Origin of the sequence: Rathayibacter sp. VKM Ac-2929 (assembly GCF_022815495.1) — a bacterium.
GTDB lineage: Bacteria > Actinomycetota > Actinomycetes > Actinomycetales > Microbacteriaceae > Rathayibacter > Rathayibacter festucae.
This window is the reverse complement of sequence record NZ_JALGRV010000001.1, coordinates 718900-739169: the sequence shown is the minus strand read 5'-3', so window position 1 is coordinate 739169 and position 20270 is coordinate 718900. Positions and strand designations below refer to the sequence as shown.

Below are 20270 nucleotides of genomic sequence, written 5' to 3'. Positions count from 1 at the left end.
CTCCCAGCGGGTGCGCGGGTGCGCGGGTGCGCGGGCGACGGTCGGCGGCGCGCGGTCTCGGCCGGGCGGGCGGGCGCCGTCGCGGGCCGCACATCCGCCGGTCATCGGCGCGTAACACGCGCCGACTACGGTGACCGCGGGGCGCGACCGCGGCCCGGAACAGGAACGCCACCGTGACCCTCACGTCTCCCGCCACCGGCACCGCCCTCGATCGCGGAGCGCCGCCGAGCGCCGAGCTGCACATCCACATCGAGGGCACGATCGAGCCCGAGCTTATCGTCGAGATGGCGCGCCGCAACGGCATCGCACTGCCGACCGAGGATCTGGACGCCCTGCGCGCGCGCTACGCCTTCGAGGACCTCGCCTCGTTCCTCGAGCTGCACTACTCGAACCTCACGGTCCTGAAGACGGAGCGCGACTTCTTCGAGCTGGCCACCGGCTATCTCGATCGCGCGAAGCTCGCGAACGTCCGCCGCGCGGAGATCTTCTTCGATCCGCAGACGCACTTGGGCAACGGCGTGCCGCTCGACGTCGTGATGGCCGGGCTCACCAGCGCGCTGGGGCGGAGCGAGGAGACGCACGGCATCTCGACCGACCTGATCATGTGCTTCCTGCGCGACCTCGGCGCCGACGCGGCGGACGAGATGCTGACCGCGATCCTCCCCTACCGCGAGCACATCATCGGGGTCGGGCTCGACTCGAACGAGGTCGGCTTCGGGCCGGAGCTCTTCATCGACGTCTATGCGCGGGCCGCGGCGGAGGGCCTGCACCTCGTCGCGCACGCGGGCGAGGAGGGCGGCCCGGAGACGGTCGCCGAGACGCTCGAGCTGCTGAAGGTGGAGCGGATCGACCACGGCATCCGCGCGATGGAGGACCCGGCGGTCGTCGCGATGCTCCGCGTGCAGGGCGTGCCGATCACGGTCTGCCCGCTCTCGAACGTGGCGCTCCGCGCCGTCGACACGATGAAGGACCACCCGCTGCCGGCGATGCTCGACGCGGGGCTGATCGTCACGGTCTCCAGCGACGACCCGCCCTACTTCGGCGGCTACGTCGACGCGAACTACCGCGCGCTGGTCGAGGAGCTCGGGATGGACGACGCGCAACTGGAGCGCCTCGCCCTCAACTCCTTCGACGCGGCCTTCATCTCCGACGAGGACCGCACCCGCTGGCAGGCCGAGGTCCGCGCCCACTTCGCGTCCTGATCCCCGCCGCGAGATGCCACTTGTGCACGCGACACGCCGTGAAAGGCGTGCACAAGTGGCATCTCGCGGGGAGGGCTAGCCCTCGGGGTGCGGGGCGAGGTCGGGGGTCGCGCGGTCGAGGTCGGCGGCCTCCTCCTCGGGGCGCGGGGCGATCGTCTCGTCCTCCTCGAGCTCGGGGATGCTCGGCTCGTCGGGGCCGGGGATGCGCGGCGGGACGGAGTGCTCGTCGGAGGCGGTCATGATCGTCCTTCGTTCGGGGTTCGGTGTCGTCGGGGGTCGGTGTCGTCGGGATCGATGTCGTCGGGCGGCGTCCGGAACGGTGGCGCCGCCCGACCGAGAGGGTTCCGGCGGTCAGCTCGCGACGGCGGCGGGCTCGGGGAAGAGCGCGTCGAGCAGGTTCGCGACCCAGTCGATCAGCGCGCGGTCGCCGAGCGGGACGCCGTCGTGCACCGGCATCGGCACGACCACGGCGTTCGCCTGCTGCAGGTACTTCGCGGTCGGGTACATCCGGCGCAGTCGCACCTGGATCGAGTCGGCGAGGTGCGCCGGCGCGACGCGGACGTTCGAGCCCATCGCGACCACGTCGCTGAGGCCGGCGCGCTGCGCCCGCATCCGCAGCCGCGAGACCAGGACGAGGTTCTCCACCGCCTCGGGCAGCTCGCCGTAGCGGTCGGTCAGCTCCTCGACCACGAGGTCGACGCTGCCCTCCTTCGCGGTCGGCGAGGTCGCCGCGGACAGCTTCTGGTACGCCTCCAGGCGCAGCCGTTCGCTGTCGACGTACTCCTCCGGGATCCGCGCGTCGACCGGCAGCTCGAGCCGCAGCTCGGTCTGGCCCTCCGCCACCTCGCCCCGGAAGCCGTCGACGGCCTCGCCGATCATCCGCAGGTAGAGGTCGAAGCCGACGCCCTGGATGTGGCCGGACTGCTCGCCACCGAGCAGGTTGCCCGCGCCGCGGATCTCGAGGTCCTTCAGCGCGATCTGCATGCCGCCGCCGAGGTCGGAGTTGGCGGCGAGCGTCTGCAGGCGGTCGTGCGCGGTCTCCGACAGCGGCTTCATCTCGTCGTAGAGGAGGTAGGCGTAGGCCCGCTCGCGGCCGCGGCCGACCCGCCCGCGCAGCTGGTGCAGCTGCGAGAGGCCGTACTTGTCGGCGCGGTCGACGATCAGCGTGTTCGCGTTCGGGATGTCGAGGCCGGTCTCGACGATGGTCGTCGAGACGAGCACGTCGAACTTGCGCTCCCAGAAGTCGACGATGATCCGTTCGAGCTGCGACTCGCTGAGCTTGCCGTGCGCGACGGCGATGCGCGCCTCCGGCACCAGCTCGGCGAGCTGCGCAGCGACCCGGTTGATCGTCGAGACGCGGTTGTGCACGAAGAACACCTGGCCCTCGCGCAGCAGCTCTCGCCGGATCGCGGCCGAGACCTGCTTCTCCGAGTACGGGCCGACGAAGGTGAGGATCGGGTGGCGCTCCTCCGGCGGCGTCGCCAGCGTCGACATCTCGCGGATGCCGGTGACCGCCATCTCGAGCGTGCGCGGGATGGGCGTCGCGCTCATCGAGAGGATGTCGACGTTCTTCTTCAGCGCCTTCAGCTTCTCCTTGTGCTCGACGCCGAAGCGCTGCTCCTCGTCGATCACGAGGAGGCCGAGGTCCTTGAAGATGATGTTGTCGCTGAGGAGGCGGTGCGTCGCGATGACCATGTCGACGGTGCCGTCGGCGAGGCCCTCGATCGTCTCCTTCGACTCCTTCGCGCTCTGGAAGCGGCTGAGGGCGCGCAGGTGCACCGGGAAGCCGGCGAAGCGCTCCTGGAACGTCTCGAGGTGCTGGCGCACGAGCAGGGTGGTCGGCACGAGCATCGCGACCTGCTTGCCGTCCTGGATCGCCTTGAACGCGGCGCGCACGGCGACCTCGGTCTTGCCGAAGCCCACGTCACCGGAGAGCAGGCGGTCCATCGGGATCGGCCGCTCCATGTCTGCCTTGACCTCGTCGATCACGGTCAGCTGGTCGGGCGTCTCCGCGAACGGGAACGCCTCCTCCAGCTCGCGCTGCCACGGGGTGTCCGGCGGGAACGAGTGCCCACGCGAGGCCATCCGGGCGGAGTAGAGCTTCACCAGCTCGACCGCGATGTCGCGGACCGCGCGGCGCGCCTTGCTCTTCGCCTGCGCCCAGTCGCTGCCGCCCATCTTGCTCAGCGCGGGGGCCTCGCCGCCGACGTACCGGGAGAGGAGGTCGAGCTGGTCGGTCGGGACCAGCAGCTTGTCGCCCGGGAAGCCGCGCTTGCTGGGCGCGTACTCGAGGACGAGGTACTCGCGCCGGGTCTTCACGGCGTTGCGCCCGCCGCTGGAGACCTCGCGCTGCGAGAGCTCGACGAAGCGGCCGATGCCGTGCGTGGCGTGCACGACGAAGTCGCCGGGGCTGAGCTGCAGCGGGTCGACGACGTTCTTCCGGCGCGAGGCGAGCTTCTTCACGGCGCGGGAGTCGTAGCCGACGGTGCGGCCGTAGAACTCCGTGTCGGTGAGCAGCGCGACCTTGGCGCCGTCGACCTCGAAGCCGTGGTCGACGTTGGCCTGGAGCACGTAGGCGAGGCCGGGCTCGAGCTCGGCCGGCAGGTCGGGGACGATGCGCGCGGCGACCTCGTGCTCGGCGAGCACCTGGTCGGTGCGCTCGACGGTGCCTGTGCCGGGGGCGGTCAGCACCACGCTCCAGCCGTCCGCCAGGCGGGCGCGCACGTGCGCGAGGGCGCCCTCGACCGCGCCGCCGAAGCCGGGCACGGGCTCGCCGTCGACGCGGACAGCGAGGATCTCGTCGATCCCGAGGTCCTCCGGCAGCACCGCGGCCTCGCCGGCGGCGGGACCCTGGCGGAAGGTGCTCATCGTCCACCACGGGTGGTCGGGGGTCTCGGCGCCGGGGGCGCTGAACTTCACGGCGTCGCGGAGGGCGCCGAGCGAGATGAACTCGCCGGACGCCAGGTCGATCGGGGCCTCGGCGCCGGCGGTCGCGGCGCTCCACGCGGCCTGGAGGAACTCGCGGTTCGTCTCGGCGAGGCTGATCGCGCGCGTGGCGACCCGCTCGGGGGCGAGCACGGCCACCGCGGCGCCGGCCGGGAGGTAGTGCGAGATCGGGACGAGGCGCTCCAGCAGCGCGGGGGCGAGCGACTCCATCCCCTCCACCGGGATGCCCTCGGCGATCTTCGCGAGCATCGCGGAGAGGCTCGGGAACTCGTGCAGCATCTCCCGGGCGCGCTGCCGGACGGCCGGCACGAGCAGCAGCTCGCGGCTCGGCGGCAGCACGACGGAGTCGGCCTCCCCCGGCAGCGAGCGCTGGTCGGCGACGGAGAAGCCGCGGATCGAGTCGACCTCGTCGCCGAAGAAGTCGATGCGGCTCGGGTGCTCGGCCACAGCCGGGAAGACGTCGAGGATGCCGCCGCGGACCGCGAACTCTCCGCGCCGGGTGACCATGTCGACCCGCGAGTAGGCGAGGTCGACCAGCTCGGACGAGATCCGGCCGAGGTCGTAGCCGCGGCCGCCCTTGACCAGGCGGATCGGCGCGATGTCGGCGAGGTTGTCGGCGACCGGCTGCAGCGCGGCGCGCACCGAGGCGACGACGACGAGCGGCTTCTCACCGGACCAGGTCTTCATCCGGCGCAGGGCGTCGAGGCGGCGGCCGACGATCTCGGCGCTCGGGCTGAGGCGCTCGTGCGGCAGCGTCTCCCACGCCGGGAACTCGACGACCTCGGCGTCCGGCAGGACGCAGCTGAGAGAGGCGCGGACGTTCTCGGAGTCGCGGCCGGTCGCGGTGACGACGAGCGCGGCCTGCGGACGGTCGGCCTCGGCGCGGCGCTCCAGCAGGCCCGCCAGCAGGGGGACGCGGAGGCCGTCGGCCACGGAGAAATCGGCGTCGCGGATCGCGAACGCGAGAGCGTCGTCGAACGTGGAGGCGCGCGCGAGCGCCGAGATGATCCGGTTGAGAGGCACCGGAGGAGTTTACTGCCGACCTCCGACACCGGCCTCGGCCGGTGTCGGACGTCGGTCCACGCCGGTCCCTGCCCGGCGCGGCGCGGTCGGGTCGGGCGCGGGGTGCGTTCCGCAGAGCGTCCTGCGATCGGCTCTTCGAAATCGCTTGGCACGCGATTTCGAAATCGCCTTCGCGGCGATCGGCTGGTCTGCCGGGTGCTGCATCTTGATCCGTCAGGGGTGGTTGTCCGGGAGCGGCTGAGGCGACCGTTCTTGACGGATGGGTCCGCGTTCAGGACAGGGGCGACGCTCGGAGGGCGCGTCGCCGTCTGCCGGGCGCCCACTGCATGCTGATCGAGTAGGGCGCGCAGCGGCCGTATCGAGATCCTCCGGGCTGAGGACGCCGGGTCTCGATACGCCCCTGCGGGGCTACTCGACCAGCATGATCCGCGCAGCGGCCCGTAGCGGGATCCGGCGCTACGGGGTCGTGTGGACCTTCAGCTGGGCGGCCTGGAGGCCGGCGTCGGCGATGAGCTCGACGGCGTCGGCGGCGTCGGCGATCAGGATCGGCAGGTTCTCGCGCTCGGGGCCCGCGAAGTCCTTGAGGACGAAGTCGGCGGCGGGCTGGCGGCCGGGCGGGCGGCCGATGCCGACGCGCACGCGGAGGAAGTCGGCGCCGTCGGTCGCGGCGAGGATGTCGCGGATGCCGTTGTGGCCGCCGTGGCCGCCGCCGTTCTTGAGGCGCAGGGTGTCGAAGGGGATGTCGAGCTCGTCGTGCACGACGATCAGGCGCTCGGGCGCGAGGGAGTAGAAGTCGAGCAGCTGCGCGGTCGGGCCGCCCGAGAGGTTCATGAAGCTGTTCGGCTTGCCGAGGATCAGCTTCGGTCCGCCGGGGCGGAGGAAGCCCTCGGCGACCACGGCGTTCGCGCGGTTGTGCCGGCGGAACGAGCCGCCGATCCGGGTCGCGAGCTCGTCGAGCACCATCTGCCCCACGTTGTGCCGGTTGCGCGCGTACTGCGCGCCCGGGTTGCCCAGTCCGACGACCAGCCAGGTCTCGCCCATCTCGTTCCCTCTTCTCGATGCGCTCAGCAGCGACGTCTTCCGCGGGGCGCAGCCCCCGGACGCGGAACGGGCCCGCTCGCGATCGCGGCGGGCCCGTTCGTGCGGGTGGTGCTCCGACTACTCGGCGGCCTCGGTGGGCTCGGCCGGCGTGGTGGGCTCGCCCTCCTCGCCCAGGTCCTGCTCGACCTCCTCGGTGACGTTCACGATGAGCGCCTCGGGGTCGGTGAGCAGCGTGGCGCCCTCGGGGAGGGTGACGTCGGCGGCGGTGATCTGCGTGCCGGCCTCGAGTCCCTCGACCGAGACGACGACGTTCTGCGGGATCTTCGTGGCGTCGACCTCGAGCGAGAGCGTGTTCGCCTCGGTGGAGACGAGCGTGCCGGGAGCGGCCTCGCCCTCGACGTGCACGGGGATGTCGACCGAGACCTTCTCGCCGAGACGGATGACCGCGAGGTCGATGTGCTCGATGATCTGGCGGACCGGGTCGCGCTGGATGTCCTTGACCAGCGACGTCTGGGCGACGCCCTCGATGTCGAGCTCGAGGATCGCGTTCGCCTTGCGGGTCAGCAGGAGGATCTGGTGGCCGGGCAGCGTGACGTGCACGGGCTCGGTGCCGTGGCCGTAGAGGACCGCGGGGATCTTGTTCTGGGCGCGGATCTTGCGGGCCGCTCCCTTGCCGAACGAGGTGCGGACCTCGGCGACGACCTTGTTGGTGAGTTCTGCCATGGTGTTCTCCTGGACGGCGCCGTGCGCCGCCTGCTCGGGTCCCGGCCTGGGGCCGCGGACGGGGTTTCGACTCGAACGCGTGTCTGCGTGAGGAAAGGTCCGCGGCGCTCCTTCCGGAGCTCCACCTGGTTCCACCGCGTCGATCACGGATGCACGGGGCATCCCTCGCCGAAGTTCAGCTGCCCACCCTACCGGCCGCGCGGCCGAGCCGCCACCCGCGGGCGCCCCTACCGCGCCCCCAGCCGGGCTGGCTAGCGTGCGGGCATGACTTCTGACGACTTCGGCTCCTACGTCGAGAAGAACGGCTTCCACCGCGACACCAACTACATCCCGACCCGCATCACCGCGGACGGCCGCGACGGCTACCCCGTCGAGGCGGGCCGCTACCGGCTCGTCGTCTCGCGCGCCTGCCCGTGGGCGAACCGCGCCGTGATCGTCCGCCGCCTGCTCGGCCTCGAGGACGCGCTGTCGATGGGCATCTGCGGCCCGACGCACGACAAGCGCAGCTGGACCTTCGACCTCGACCCGGGCGGCGTCGACCCGGTGCTCGGCATCCCGCGCCTGCAGGACGCGTTCCTCGCCCGCTTCCCCGACTACCCGCGCGGCATCACCGTGCCGGCGATCGTCGACATCCCCACCGGCCAGGTCGTCACCAACGACTACCCGGTGATGACGCTCGACTTCTCGCGGGAGTGGACGCAGTTCCACCGCGACGGAGCCCCGGACCTGTACCCGGAGGAGCACCGCGACGAGATCGACGAGGTCGCGGAGCTGGTCTTCCAGGACGTCAACAACGGCGTCTACAAGTGCGGCTTCGCGGGCTCGCAGAAGTCGTACGAGCGGGCCTACGACGCACTCTGGGCGCGACTCGACTGGCTGGAGGAGCGGCTCAGCACGCAGCGCTACCTCGTCGGCGACACGATCACCGAGGCCGACGTCCGTCTCTTCACGACGCTCGCCCGCTTCGACGCCGTCTACTACAGCCACTTCAAGGCCAACCGGAACCTGCTCTCGGCGATGCCGGCCCTCTGGGGCTACGCCCGCGACCTGTTCGCGACCCCGGGGTTCGGCGACACGATCGACTTCACGCACATCAAGTCGCACTACTACGAGGTGCAGCGCGACATCAACCCGACCGGCGTCGTGCCGAAGGGCCCGGACCTGTCCGGCTGGCTCGTCCCCTCGCACCGCGAGGAGCTCGGCGGCCGCCCGTTCGGCGACGGCACTCCGCCCGGCCCGCCGATCCCCGCCGAGGTCGTCCCCGAGGGCCACGGCGCCTGAGGTCTGAACGGCCGTGCGGCGGAGGGAGGACCTCCGTGCACGGCCGCTCCCGGCTGCGCGTCCGACCCCGGCGCTAGCCTGGATCCGTCAACCCTGAACGTGTACGTCGAGGAGAACCGTGTCTGACCAGCCCACCGCCACAGCCAACATCGGAGTCGTCGGTCTGGCGGTGATGGGCTCGAACCTGGCCCGCAATCTCGCCAGCCGCGAGGGCAACACCGTCGCCGTCTACAACCGCTCCTCCGGGCGCACCGAGACGCTGATCACCGAGCACCCCGAGGCCGGCTTCGTCGCCTCGGAGACCATCGAGGCCTTCGCCGCCTCACTGAAGACCCCGCGCACGGCGATCATCATGGTCCAGGCCGGCCGCGGCACCGACGCCGTGATCGAGCAGCTGACCGCCGCGTTCGAGCCCGGCGACATCATCGTCGACGGCGGCAACGCGCTGTTCACCGACACCATCCGCCGCGAGAAGACCGTCCGCGAGACCGGCATCCACTTCGTCGGCACCGGCATCTCCGGCGGCGAGGAGGGCGCGCTCAAGGGACCGTCGATCATGCCCGGCGGCTCGGTCGAGTCGTACAAGACCCTCGGCCCGATCCTCGCCTCGATCGCGGCGGTCGCCGAGGGCGAGCCCTGCGTCACCCACATCGGCACCGACGGCGCCGGCCACTTCGTCAAGATGATCCACAACGGCATCGAGTACGCCGACATGCAGCTCATCGCCGAGGCCTACGACCTGCTCCGCACGGTCGGCGGCCACGAGCCCGCCGCGATCGCCGACGTCTTCGACGCCTGGAACAAGGGCGACCTCGAGTCGTACCTCATCGAGATCACCGCCGAGGTGCTCCGCCAGGTCGACGCCGACACCGGCAAGCCCTTCCTCGACATCGTGCTCGACCAGGCCGGCTCCAAGGGCACCGGAGTCTGGACCGTGCAGAACGCGCTCGACCTGGGCGTGCCCGTCGGCGGCATCGCCGAGGCGGTCTTCGCCCGCGCCGTCTCCTCGAAGCCCGCGCAGCGCGCCGCCGTGCAGAAGCGCGTCACCTCGCGCCCCACGCCCGTCGCCCTCTACGACGGCTTCGAGGACGACGTCCGCGCCGCCCTCTACGCCTCCAAGGTCGTCGCCTACTCGCAGGGCTTCGACGCGATCATCGCCGGCGCCGAGAAGTACGGCTGGGAGATCGACAAGGGCGCCGTCGCGAAGATCTGGCGCGCGGGATGCATCATCCGCGCCCAGTTCCTCAACCGCATCGTCGACGCCTACGCCGAGAACGCGGAGATCACGACGCTGCTCGAGGACCCGTACTTCGCCGAGGCCGTCGCCAACGGCGAGGCCGCCTGGCGCCGCATCGTCTCCACCGCCGCGCTCTCGGGCGTGCCGATCCCCGGCTTCGGCGCCGCGCTGTCGTACTACGACTCGCTCGCCTCCGAGCGACTGCCCGCCGCCCTCGTGCAGGGCCAGCGCGACTTCTTCGGCGCGCACACCTACCAGCGCGTCGACAAGGAGGGCACCTTCCACACGCTGTGGTCGGGCGACCGCTCCGAGGTCGAGCAGGACCCGTCCACGCACTGACCCGCGGCAGCACCGCCTGGCAGCAGGCCTGCAGAAGGCGCCCCCGCCCGTCGGATCCTCGGATCCCGCGGGCGGGGGCGCCTTCGTCGTGCGGAGCGACGGGTCGCCGGGTCGCCGGTCAGCGCAGCCAGACCGTCGTGGCCGGCGGCAGCAGGCGCCCCTCGAGCGGGGCGCTCGCGAGCAGCACCTCGCCCTCGGGGAGCGCGACCGGCTCCTCGCCGAGGTTGGTCACCGAGTGCCAGCCGTTCGGGCGCGCGAAGTGCAGCACGCCGGGCTGCGCGTCCCGCCACTCCAGGCTCTCGTCGGTCTGCAGCTCGTGCCGGAGCGCGAGGGCGCTGCGGTAGAGCGCGAGCGTCGAGTCCTCGGCGAGCTCCTCCGCCTCGACGGAGGAGTCGGCGAACCAGGCGGGCTGGGGCAGGTGCGCGCCACCGGGGCCGAAGCCGAAGGAGTCGCCGGTCGCCTCCCAGGGCAGTGGGACGCGGCAGCCGTCGCGGCCGACGTCGGTGCCGCCGCTGCGGAAGAACGTCGGGTCCTGACGGTCGGCGTCCGGGATGCAGGCCACCTCGTGCAGGCCGAGCTCCTCGCCCTGGTACAGGTAGGCCGAGCCCGGCAGGGCCAGCAGCAGGAGAGTGGCGGCGCGGGCGCGGCGGAGCCCCAGAGCGCGGTCGAGCACCGGCTCCGCTCCCCCGCTGAGCAGCCACTGCTTCGCGGGGGCGGTCTCGGCCGCGCCCTTCTGCGGGAGCCCGTAGCGGGTCGCGTGCCGGACGACGTCGTGGTTGGAGAGCACCCAGGTCGTCGACGAACCCGACTCCGCGGCCAGCTCGAGGTTGAAGGTGATCAGCCGGCGGAACTCCTCCGCGTCGAGGTCGGCCTCGAGCAGGTCGAAGTTGAAGGCCTGGCCGAGCCCCTCGGGGCTCGCGTAGCGGGCGCGGCGGGAGGCGTCGACCCAGGCCTCCGCGACGGCGGTGCGCGGCGGGTCGTAGGAGTCGAAGAGGGCGCGCCACTCGGCGTAGACCTCGTGCACCTCGTCGCGGTCCCAGAACGGGTGGCTGCCGTCGATCCGCTGGCCGTCGATCTCGGCGGCCGCGGGGAGCGGCTCGGTGAGGTCCTTGACCAGCGAGTGCGCCACGTCGATCCGGAAGCCGTCGACGCCGCGGTCGGACCAGAAGCGGAGGGTCTCGAGGAAGTCGTCGCGGATCTCGCGGTTCGCCCAGTTCCAGTCGGGCTGCTCCTTCGCGAAGAGGTGCAGGTACCACTGGCCGTCGCCGACCGGCTCCCAGGCGGGGCCGCCGAAGACGGACTCCCAGTCGCTCGGCCGCAGGGCGCCGTCCTCACCGCGGCCGTCGCGGAAGACGTAGCGCTCCCGGGCGGGCGAGCCCTTCGGGGCGGCTAGCGCCTCCTGGAACCACGGATGCAGGTCGGAGGAGTGGTTGGGCACGATGTCGACGATCACGCGGATGCCGCTCTCGTGCAGGCGGGCGGTCAGCTCGTCGAACTCGGCCAGGGTGCCGATCCGCGGGTCGACGTCGCGGTAGTCGGCCACGTCGTAGCCGCCGTCGGCCAGCGCCGACGGGTAGAACGGGCTGAGCCAGACGGCGTCGATCCCGAGCTCCCGCAGGTACGGGATCCGCTCGAGGATGCCGGCGAGGTCGCCGATCCCGTCGCCGTTCGCGTCCGCGAAGCTCCGCGGGTAGATCTGGTAGACGGCCGCCTGCCGCCACCACTGGGCGTCCTCGGTCGTTCCGCTCCTGCTGAGTACCGTGTCCGTCACGGGTGTCCTTCCGTTCGTCGTGGTGTGTGGTCTGGTCTGTCGTCGGCCGCGGCCGGCATCTCCGCTCACCGAGCTGCGCGCAGCCTTCGCTGATCGAGCAGCCCGCGCAGCGGGCGTATCGAGATCCGCCTCGCCAGGGCTGCTGCTTCGAGGCCGGCCTCTCGATGACGTGGGTCTCGATACGCCCCTCCGGGGCTACTCGACCAGCAAGAAGAGGGAGCGGCAGCGCGTCAGCGCGTCATTTGATGGCGCCTTGAGTCACTCCGGACATGACCCAGCGCTGGGTGAACAGGTAGACGATGATCGCCGGGGCCATCGCCATCAGGTAGGAGGCGAAGGCGACGTTGTAGTCGTTGCTGAACTGGGTCTGGAAGATCTTCTGCAGCACCGGGAGCGTCTGCAGCGACGGGTCCGAAGTGATCAGCGACGGCATCATGAAGTCGTTCCAGGAGGCGAGGAAGGCGAAGATGCCGACCGTCGCGCTCATCGGGGCGAGCAGCGGGAAGACGAGCCGCCAGAAGACCTGATTGGTGGTCGCGCCGTCGAGCCGGGCGCTCTCCTCGAGCTCCTCGGGCAGCGAGCGCAGGAACGCGGTGAAGAGCATCACGCTGAAGCTGAGCTGGAACATCACGTGCAGGATCGCGACGCCGAGCGGGTTGTCGAGTCCGACGAGTCCGGTGAGCGAGACCTGCGACAGCGCGAGCACCGGGAACGGCAGGAACATCGCCGCGAGCAGGTAGAAGAACGACCAGCGGTAGAAGCGCTTGCTCCAGTTGCGCGAGATCGCGAACGCGGCGAGGGCCGAGAGGACGATGGTGCCGCCGACCGTGATCGCCGAGACGAAGACCGAGACGGCGAAGCCGCGCGGGAAGTCGGTGAGGTTCCAGGCCTGGACGAAGCCGTCGACCGAGAACGGCAGCGGGATCGAGAAGGCGTTGCCGTCCACCGCCTGGGCGCCGGTCTTGAAGGCCATGGTCAGCGTCACCCACAGGGGGCCGATCACCGAGAGGGCGCAGACCACGAGGACGAGGGTGAGCAGGAGGCTCGAGCGCCGCCGCTTCCCCCCGCGACGGGCGTCGGCGTCGACGGCGGCGCGGGTGCCGGGGAGGGACGGGGCGAGGGGGACCTGGCTGGTCATCAGAAGGCCGCCTTTCCGCGCGAGACGCGCAGCTGTACGAGCGCGATCACGAGCGCGATGAGGAAGAAGATCGTGGCGTTGGCCATCTGGTAGGCGTAGTCGCCGCTGGTGAAGCCGGAGAAGATCGTCATCGCGACGCTGCGGGTCGAGGTCCCGGGGCCGCCGTCGGTCAGGCCGACGATGATGTCGTAGGAGTTGAGGAAGTTCTTGAAGCCGATCACGAGGTTGATCACGACGTAGCCCGCGACCAGCGGCAGCGTGATCGAGCGCAGCTGCCCCCAGCTGGACGCGCCGTCGAGCGAGGCGGCCTCGTAGACGTCGCCGGGGATCGAGAGCACGCCGGCGATGTAGATCAGCAGTGCGGAGGGCACGGCCTGCCAGGCGGTCACGATCACGATCGCGAGCCAGGCGAGATTCGGGTCCGCGAGGATGCTGCTGGCCAGCGGCGTCGCTCCGACCGACTGCGCGAAGGCGGGCAGCGAGTTGGAGAAGAGGAAGTTGAAGACGAACGCGATGATGATGCCCGAGACGACCATCGGCAGCACGAACACGGCCCGCAGCGCGACCTTGCCGCGGATCTGCGAGGTGAGCGCGATCGCCAGGAGGAACGCGATCACGTTGACCGCGAGCACCGTGACCAGCGCGAGCCCCACGGTGAAGCCGTAGGAGGCGAGGATCGCCGGGTCGGAGAACAGCGCGACGTAGTTCGTGAGACCGATGAAGCTCCACTCGCCGAAGCCGATCGAGTCGGTGAAGCTGAAGAAGATCCCCATCAGCGCGGGCAGGGTGATCGCGAGCGTGAAGAGCACGAGCGCGGGGAGCAGGTAGAGCAGGAAGGTGCGGTCGGTGCGCGGCTTCCGTCGCGGGGCGACGGCGGCGCGGGGAGTCGCGACGGTGCGCTCCTCCGGGCGGGCGGGGGCGGAGAGGGCCATGGTGTCTCGTCTCTGAGAGGTGGTCGGGGAGGTCTAGGAGCGGAACGCGATGCGCGCCCAGTCGGCGTCGATCGTGCGGAGCGTCGCGGCGGGGTCGGAGCCGAGGGCGACGCCCTGGACGTAGTTCTGCAGCGGGATGTTCTGCGGCACGAGCTGCGAGGCGCCGAGGCTGAACGCCGCCCGGTCGTAGAACTCCTGGAGCTCGACGAGGGTGGGCTGGGTGACGGCGGGGGCGTCGGTGGTGACGCCGAAGGCGTTGTTGTCGGCGTTGTAGGCGTCGATGATCTCGGGCTGCATCAGGAAGGAGAGGAACTCGCGCGCCGCCGCCTTCTTGGTCGAGGCCTCCGGGATCCACAGCGCGAGGTCGACGTTCACCCGCACGCGGCGCTCGTCGGGGTCGTCCGTCATCGGCAGCGGGAAGGCGCCGATCGAGAGGTCCGGGGCGGTCTTCGCGATCTCGCTCAGCGCCCACGGGCCCTGGAAGTACATCGCCGCCTCGCCGTTCGAGAAGGCGAGGTTGCCGTCGCCGTACGCGCGGCTGGCGGCGTTCGGCTGCGCGTAGCCGGCGAGCTGCACCATCTGCTCGACGGGAGCGGCGAAGTCCTTCTCGAACGAGACCGGCGAGGAGGGGCCGACGTCGGCGCCCTGCTCCTTCAGCTGCGAGAAGAAGGACTCGAGGTCGACGGTGCCGCCGACGGAGTAGTCGAACAGCCCCTGCGCGACGGTCCACGGGTCCTTGTAGGTGCCGTAGATCGGGGTGATTCCCGCCGCGGTCAGTGCGTCGCAGACCGCGAGGAACTCGGTCCAGGTGGTCGGCACCTCGAGGTTCTGCGCGGCGAAGATCTCGCGGTTGTAGAGCACCGCCGACATCATCAGCGAGTAGGGCAGCACGCTGGTGCGGCCCGGGTAGGACGCGGTCTGCTCGATCAGCGGCTGCAGGTCGGGATTGATCCGCTTCGCCTCGGCCATGTCGGACAGGTCGCTCAGGGCGCCTCGCTCGACGAACCGCGCGACCTCGAAGTTGTAGTTCAGGCAGCCGAGGTCCGGCGGGTTGGTGCGGACGAAGCCGGCCGAGAGGTTCGAGGAGAAGTCGTGCACGACCCGCACCCGCGACTGCGCGGCGTGGAAGCGGTCGATGACCTCGTCGAAGTAGCCGATCACCTCGGGCTTGGACTGGAAGAAGGTGATCTCGGTGACCCCGCCCGAACCGGAAGGGGAGGCGCAGGCGGCGAGGCCGAGCGCGGCGGCGCCGGCACCCGCCGCGGTGAGCAGAGTGCGCCGGCTGAGGGCGGTGGTGGTGAGGGGCACTTCGTCGTCTCCCGGGTTGCGGATAAGTTGCTTCGGTGACTAAATCTAGGTAGTAGATCTAGTACGCGATGTACTGTTGCAGCCGATCCGGCCGAGGTCAAGGGGAAGGGGGACTCGATGTCCGAGAGCAGGCTCTCCGTGAGCACCGGCTCGTTCCAGCGCCGGCGCAGCGCGCTCGACGTGCTCGAGTGCGCCTGGACCGGCGAGGCGGTGACCGCCTCCGCTCTGATCGAGCGCACCGGCCTCACCCGCTCCACCGTCATCGCCGTCTGCGATGACCTGATCGAGCTCGGCTGGCTGGAGGAGCTGGAGAATCAGCGCGCCGCCGGCGACTACGTCAAGGGCCGGCCTGCGCGCCGGTACGCACTCCGCCGCCGCGCGGGCGTCGTCGTGGGCGTCGACGCCGGGCAGCACAGCGTCGGCGTCTTCGTCGCCGACCTGCTCGGCGAGACCCTCGTGCGGCACGTCGAGCCCGTCGATCACGAGCGAGTCGAGGACCTTCCGCACGAGCGCCGCGTCGCCGACATCGACCGGGTCCTCGACCGCGCCCTCCTCCTCGCCGGCGTGACCGACGACGAGGTCCTCGCGCTCACCCTCGGCGTCCCGGCTCCCGTCGACGCGCTCGGCCACTCCCCCGCGGGCGACAACGGCTTCTGGGGTGCGATGAACCCCGGGCTCGTGGACCACTACTCCGGCCGCGGCTGGTCGCCGGTGGTCGACAACGACGCGAACCTCGCCGCGCTGGCCGAGGGCTGGCGCGGCGCGGCGATCGGCTGCGACGACTACCTGGCGCTGCTCTCCGGCGAGCGGCTCGGCGGCGGGATCGTGCTCGGCGGCTCGCTGCTGCGCGGCGCCCGCGGGCTCACCGGCGAGATGCGCTACCTCGACCTGGTCGAGGGCGTCGGCTCGGCGGAGGGCATCGCCGCCCTCGCACGGACCTGGGCCCGCGAGGCGCTGGCCGTGGCGGGCCGGCCGGCGTCGCTCCTCGACGCCGTGGCGCAGCCCGGGGCCGCCGAGGTGCTGGCCGCGGCCGACGCGGGCGATCCGCTGGCCTCCGCCGTCGTCGCACGGCTGATCGACCGCCTCACCGCCATCACCGCGACCGTCGCCAACCTGCTCGACGTCTCCCTGATCGTCGTCGGCGGGGCGCTGGCCGCCTCGGCCGGCCCGCTGCTCGCAGCGGTCTCCGAGCGCCTGGTGGGCGAGGTGCACGCCCCGGCGCCGCGGATCCTGCCGTCGACGCTCGGCGATCAGGCGGTCGCGCTCGGCGCGGTCCGCTCGGGGCTCGGGCGGGTGCGGGCGGATCCGCTCGCGCTGCAGCTGCCGAGCCGGCCGGTCGAGACCGCCGCGCTCGCCTAGGGGCCGCTAGCGCCGGAAGGCGCGGACGATGAGCAGCAGCGCGAGCAGGACGGCGACCGCGGCGGCCGTCGCCGAGGGCAGCGCGAGCAGGAGGACGAGCGCGCCCGCCGCGGAGACGATCGCGGGCCAGCGCGCGCCGGCGACTCCGCGGTCCAGCCGGCGCAGGATCAGCGCGATCAGCGAGGCCGCGACCGCGAAGGCGAGCAGGGCGTCGGCGTCGAGGACGACCACCGCGAGCACCGACACGAGGCAGACGGCGAGCTGACCGGCCGCGGGCACGCCCGTGCGGCGGTTGCGGTGGGCGAAGGGGCCGGGGATCTCGCCCGCGTCCGCGAGCCGGACGAGCGCCGAGGCGTCGCGCCGCGTCAGGGCGACGAGCGCGAGAAGGGCGGCGAGCACGGCGGCGATGCCGACGAGGGCGGCGGCGGGGGTCCCTGCTGCGACCGCGGAGAGCGAGGCCGGGACATCGGCGAGCTCCTGCGGACCGACGAGCAGCAGCAGCCCGACGCCGATCACGGCCGCCACGACGGTCGTGATGCCAGTCCCGAGCAGCGAGCGGCCGAGCGTCGGCGTCTCGCCGGGCGAGGCGGGAGCGAAGAGGACGAGCAGCAGGGCGGCCGCCGTTCCGGCACCCTCCGCACCGCCGATCACCGTCTCCGACGGCGCCGCGACCGGGTCCGCGAGGGCGACGATCACGGCGGACGCCAGCAGGAGGAGCAGCACGAGCCCCAGGAGCAGGCGCGCGAGCCCGGGCGGGACGGCACCGCCGCGGAGCACGAAGAGGGTGGTGCCGACGATCAGGAGCACGGCGACCGGGCGCGCGCTCGCGCCGACGATCGAGTCGGCGGCGGTCAGTGCGAGGGCGGACGCCGCGAGGGCGCGGCCGGCGAGCCCGAGCCACTCCCCCGTCGGTCCGTCGTGCACCTCGCGGCCGGAGTCGGCGACTGCGCCGACGACGGCCATCGCCGCCGCGAGCCCGAGACCGAGCAGCAGCCACCAGCCGGACTCGTGCGCGGCGGGCGACCAGACCAGGAAGAGCGCGGCTACGGCGATCGACGCCCGCGACAGCTCGGAGGCGCGCAGCAGACCCCCCGTCCGGGTCTGATCACCATGCATGCGCATTCACTCATGCTAGGGCGTCGGACGCTCCCCCGAGCGAGCCGAAGGCCGCCGACCGCGGACGCTCGTGCTGATCGAGCAGCCCGCGCAGCGGGCGTCTCGAGATCCACCACCGTCAGACGCGGGTCTGCAGACCACCCCGCGGGCGACGGCGGGTCTCGATACGCCGCTCCGCGGCTACTCGACCAGCATGTGGCGCGCGGAGCGCGGACGTCTCCGGTCTCGGCCTACGCGTCGCCGTCGAACATGGAGGTGACGGAGCCGTCGTCGAAGACCTCGTGGATCGCGCGGGCGAGCAGCGGGGCGATCGGCAGGATCGTCAGGCGGTCCCACTTCTTCTCCTCCGGCAGCGGCAGGGTGTCGGTGACGACGACCGAGTCGATGAACTCGGAGCTGAGCAGCTCGCGGGCCGGGTCGGAGAAGACGGCGTGGGTCGCGGCGACGACGACGCCGATGGCGCCGGCGGCCTTGAGGGCCTCGGCGGCCTTGGCGATGGTGCGGCCGGTGTCGATCAGGTCGTCGACGAGGAGGCAGACGCGGCCGCTGACCTCTCCGACGATCTCGTGCACCGAGACCTGGTTCGCGACCTTGGGGTCGCGGCGCTTGTGGATGATCGCGAGCGGCACGCCGAGCTTGTCGCTCCAGATGTCGGCGACGCGGACGCGGCCCATGTCCGGCGAGACGACGGTGAGGGTCGAGGGGTCGAGCTTCTCGCGGAAGTGCTCGAGCAGCACCGGCATCGCGAAAAGGTGGTCGACGGGGCCGTCGAAGAAGCCCTGGATCTGCGCGGCGTGCAGGTCGACCGACATGATGCGGTCGGCGCCGGCGGCCTTGAACAGGTCGGCGACCAGGCGGGCCGAGATCGGCTCGCGGCCGCGGCCCTTCTTGTCCTGGCGCGCGTAGGGGTAGAACGGGGCGACCACGGTGATCCGCTTGGCCGAGGCGCGCTTGAGCGCATCGACCATGATCAGCTGCTCCATGAGCCACTCGTTGATCGGCGAGGTGTGCGACTGCAGGACGAAGACGTCCCCGCCGCGGACCGACTCGCCGTAGCGGACGTAGAGCTCGCCGTTCGCGAAGGTGCGCCCCTCGGTGGTGACCAGCTCGGTGCCCAGCTCGTCGGCGACCGCTTCCGCCAGTGCCGGATGCGCCCTCCCCGAGACCAGGACCAGGCTCTTCTTGTTGCTGGCGGTGATGCCCGTCACTGTGCTCCGCTTCCTCCGGTCGCGCGGTCGGTGCCCTCGGGCTCCGACGCCTGGGCGGCCTCGGCGGCGGCGGCCGACGCGGTTCCCGGACGATGGGTCTGCACCCATCCGGCCATGTTGCGCTGCGGAGCGACGGTGATGCCGAGGGCTCCGGCGGGGATGTCCTTGCGGATGACCGTGCCGGCGCCCGTGTACGCTCCGTCACCGATTCTAACGGGGGCGACGAAGACGTTGTGCGACCCGGCGCGCACGTGCGACCCCACGACGGAGGACGCCTTGTTCACCCCGTCGTAGTTGGCGAAGATCGAGCCGGCGCCGATGTTCGACTCCTCGCCGATCGTCGCGTCGCCGACGTAGGAGAGGTGCGGCACCTTCGAGCCGGCGCCGATTGTCGCGTTCTTGGTCTCGACGTAGGTGCCGATCTTGCCGCGCTCGCCGAGCACGGTGCCCGGGCGCAGGAACGAGAACGGGCCGACCTGCGCCTGCGCGCCGATCACCGCGAGTGTCGCGTCCGAGCGCTTGATCACCGCGTCCTCGCCGACCTCGCAGGAGTCGAGGGTCGTGTCCGGCCCGATGATCGCCCCGGAGGCGATGACCGTCGGCCCCTTGATCTGCGTGCCGGGGAGGATCTCGACGTCGGGCGAGAGCACCGCGTCGACGTCGATCCAGGTGGTGGCCGGGTCCTGGATCGTGACGCCCTCCAGCTGCCAGCGGCGGACGATGCGGGCGTTGAGCTCGAGGGCCGCGTCGGCGAGCTGGGCGCGGTCGTTGATGCCGGCGACGAGCCAGCGGTCCTGCACGGGGACGGCCTCGATGGCGCGGCCGGCGGCCTTGAGCGCGGCGGCGGCGTCGGTGAGGTACTTCTCCTGCTGCGCGTTGTCGGTGCCGATCGCGCCGATCACCGCGCGCAGGGCGGCGGCCTCGAAGGCGTAGACGCCGGCATTGGTCTCGGTGAGCGCGAGCTCGGCGTCACTCGCGTCCTTCTGCTCCACGATCGAGGCGAAGCCGCCGTCGACGCCGCGGACGATGCGGCCGAAGCCGGTCGGGTCCTCGAGCACGCAGGACAGCATCGTCAGGGCGTTCGCCGCGCCGAGGTGCTCGTCGACCAGGCGGCGCAGGGTCGGCGCGTCGAGGAGGGGGACGTCGGCGCTGAGCACCACGACGGTCCCGTCGAAGTCGTCCGGCAGCGCGGCGAGGCCGAGCTCCACGGCGCGGCCGGTGCCGGGCACCTCGTCCTGATCGACGACGAGGGCCGCGGGCGTGTGGTCCAGGACCGCGGCGGCGACCCGCTCGCGCTCGTGCCGGACGACGGTGACGACGTGGCCGGCGTCGAGCGAGGCGGCCGTGTCGAGGACGTGCCCCAGCAGCGGGCGCCCGGCGAGACGGTGCAGGACCTTGGGGGTGCGGGACTTCATCCGGGTGCCCTGACCGGCGGCCAGGATCACCACCGCGAGCGTGCTGTCGACCATGGTGCGCGTGCTCCTCCGTCCGGCACCGGTGCTCGGTGCTCGAGCTCCGCCACCAGGATTCGAACCTGGACCGGACAGCTCCAAAGGCTGCCGTGCTGCCGTTACACCATGGCGGACCGCGCTCTCGCGCGCCGTCCATCCTGCCATCCGCCCGCACCCGCCGTCGCCGTGGCGTCC

15 protein-coding genes and 1 tRNA gene are annotated in these 20270 nt (G+C 71.8%); 4 read left to right on the top strand and 12 right to left on the bottom strand.

Annotation, left to right across the window (positions count from 1 at the left end):
* The first annotated feature begins 173 nt into the window (after positions 1–173).
* Positions 174–1202 carry an adenosine deaminase gene (locus tag MT355_RS03235; protein WP_243598502.1) on the top strand — a complete coding sequence of 343 codons (1029 nt, stop codon included), beginning with the start codon at positions 174–176 and terminating at the stop codon, positions 1200–1202.
* Positions 1203–1277: 75 nt separating this feature from the next.
* Here MT355_RS03235 and MT355_RS03230 read toward each other — a convergent pair whose 3' ends face one another.
* The 4 genes from MT355_RS03230 to MT355_RS03215 form a co-directional block, all read right to left on the bottom strand.
* Complete coding sequence (locus tag MT355_RS03230; protein ID WP_159422277.1) at positions 1278–1442, bottom strand: hypothetical protein; 165 nt, start codon at positions 1440–1442, stop codon at positions 1278–1280.
* 111 nt (positions 1443–1553) lie between these two features.
* Positions 1554–5171, bottom strand: a complete 3618-nt coding sequence (gene mfd, locus MT355_RS03225) for a transcription-repair coupling factor (protein WP_243598501.1) — start codon at positions 5169–5171, stop codon at positions 1554–1556.
* 456 nt (positions 5172–5627) lie between these two features.
* Positions 5628–6212 (bottom strand): aminoacyl-tRNA hydrolase, encoded by a 585-nt coding sequence (pth, locus tag MT355_RS03220; protein ID WP_123737724.1) that lies wholly within the window; start codon positions 6210–6212, stop codon positions 5628–5630.
* Between the two features lie 117 nt (positions 6213–6329).
* Positions 6330–6935 (bottom strand): 50S ribosomal protein L25/general stress protein Ctc, encoded by a 606-nt coding sequence (locus tag MT355_RS03215; RefSeq protein WP_123447622.1) that lies wholly within the window; start codon positions 6933–6935, stop codon positions 6330–6332.
* Positions 6936–7199: 264 nt separating this feature from the next.
* On the opposite strand from MT355_RS03215, the gene MT355_RS03210 reads away from it, so the two are divergent.
* Entirely contained in the window at positions 7200–8216 is a 1017-nt protein-coding gene (locus tag MT355_RS03210; protein ID WP_243598500.1) for a glutathione S-transferase family protein, read from the top strand.
* 118 nt (positions 8217–8334) lie between these two features.
* Positions 8335–9792 (top strand): NADP-dependent phosphogluconate dehydrogenase, encoded by a 1458-nt coding sequence (gene gndA / locus MT355_RS03205; protein ID WP_308197292.1) that lies wholly within the window; start codon positions 8335–8337, stop codon positions 9790–9792.
* Between the two features lie 118 nt (positions 9793–9910).
* Here gndA and MT355_RS03200 read toward each other — a convergent pair whose 3' ends face one another.
* The 4 genes from MT355_RS03200 to MT355_RS03185 all read right to left on the bottom strand — a co-directional run bounded on the left by MT355_RS03200 (position 9911) and on the right by MT355_RS03185 (position 14941).
* Entirely contained in the window at positions 9911–11563 is a 1653-nt protein-coding gene (locus MT355_RS03200; RefSeq protein ID WP_243598499.1) for an alpha-amylase family glycosyl hydrolase, read from the bottom strand.
* 238 nt (positions 11564–11801) lie between these two features.
* Positions 11802–12701, bottom strand: a complete 900-nt coding sequence (locus tag MT355_RS03195; protein ID WP_123705141.1) for a carbohydrate ABC transporter permease — start codon at positions 12699–12701, stop codon at positions 11802–11804.
* Positions 12701–13633, bottom strand: a complete 933-nt coding sequence (locus MT355_RS03190) for a carbohydrate ABC transporter permease (RefSeq protein WP_123447627.1) — start codon at positions 13631–13633, stop codon at positions 12701–12703. Before MT355_RS03190 ends, MT355_RS03195 begins: the two co-directional genes overlap by 1 nt.
* Before the next feature lie 33 nt (positions 13634–13666).
* Positions 13667–14941, bottom strand: coding sequence for an ABC transporter substrate-binding protein (locus MT355_RS03185; RefSeq protein ID WP_123705143.1), 1275 nt, complete (start codon positions 14939–14941; stop codon positions 13667–13669).
* Positions 14942–15058: 117 nt separating this feature from the next.
* On the opposite strand from MT355_RS03185, the gene MT355_RS03180 reads away from it, so the two are divergent.
* Entirely contained in the window at positions 15059–16300 is a 1242-nt protein-coding gene (locus MT355_RS03180; protein ID WP_243598498.1) for an ROK family protein, read from the top strand.
* Between the two features lie 6 nt (positions 16301–16306).
* Here MT355_RS03180 and MT355_RS03175 read toward each other — a convergent pair whose 3' ends face one another.
* From MT355_RS03175 to MT355_RS03160, 4 genes are all read right to left on the bottom strand, one after another.
* Positions 16307–17422 carry a hypothetical protein gene (locus MT355_RS03175; protein WP_243598497.1) on the bottom strand — a complete coding sequence of 372 codons (1116 nt, stop codon included), beginning with the start codon at positions 17420–17422 and terminating at the stop codon, positions 16307–16309.
* 224 nt (positions 17423–17646) lie between these two features.
* Positions 17647–18624 (bottom strand): ribose-phosphate diphosphokinase, encoded by a 978-nt coding sequence (locus MT355_RS03170; RefSeq protein WP_123447631.1) that lies wholly within the window; start codon positions 18622–18624, stop codon positions 17647–17649.
* On the bottom strand, positions 18621–20093 hold the full coding sequence (gene glmU / locus MT355_RS03165) for a bifunctional UDP-N-acetylglucosamine diphosphorylase/glucosamine-1-phosphate N-acetyltransferase GlmU (protein WP_243598496.1): 1473 nt from the start codon (positions 20091–20093) through the stop codon (positions 18621–18623). The genes MT355_RS03170 and glmU overlap by 4 nt, the downstream gene beginning before the upstream one ends.
* Positions 20094–20137: 44 nt before the next feature.
* Positions 20138–20209, bottom strand: a tRNA-Gln gene (locus tag MT355_RS03160).
* Positions 20210–20270: the final 61 nt, after the last annotated feature.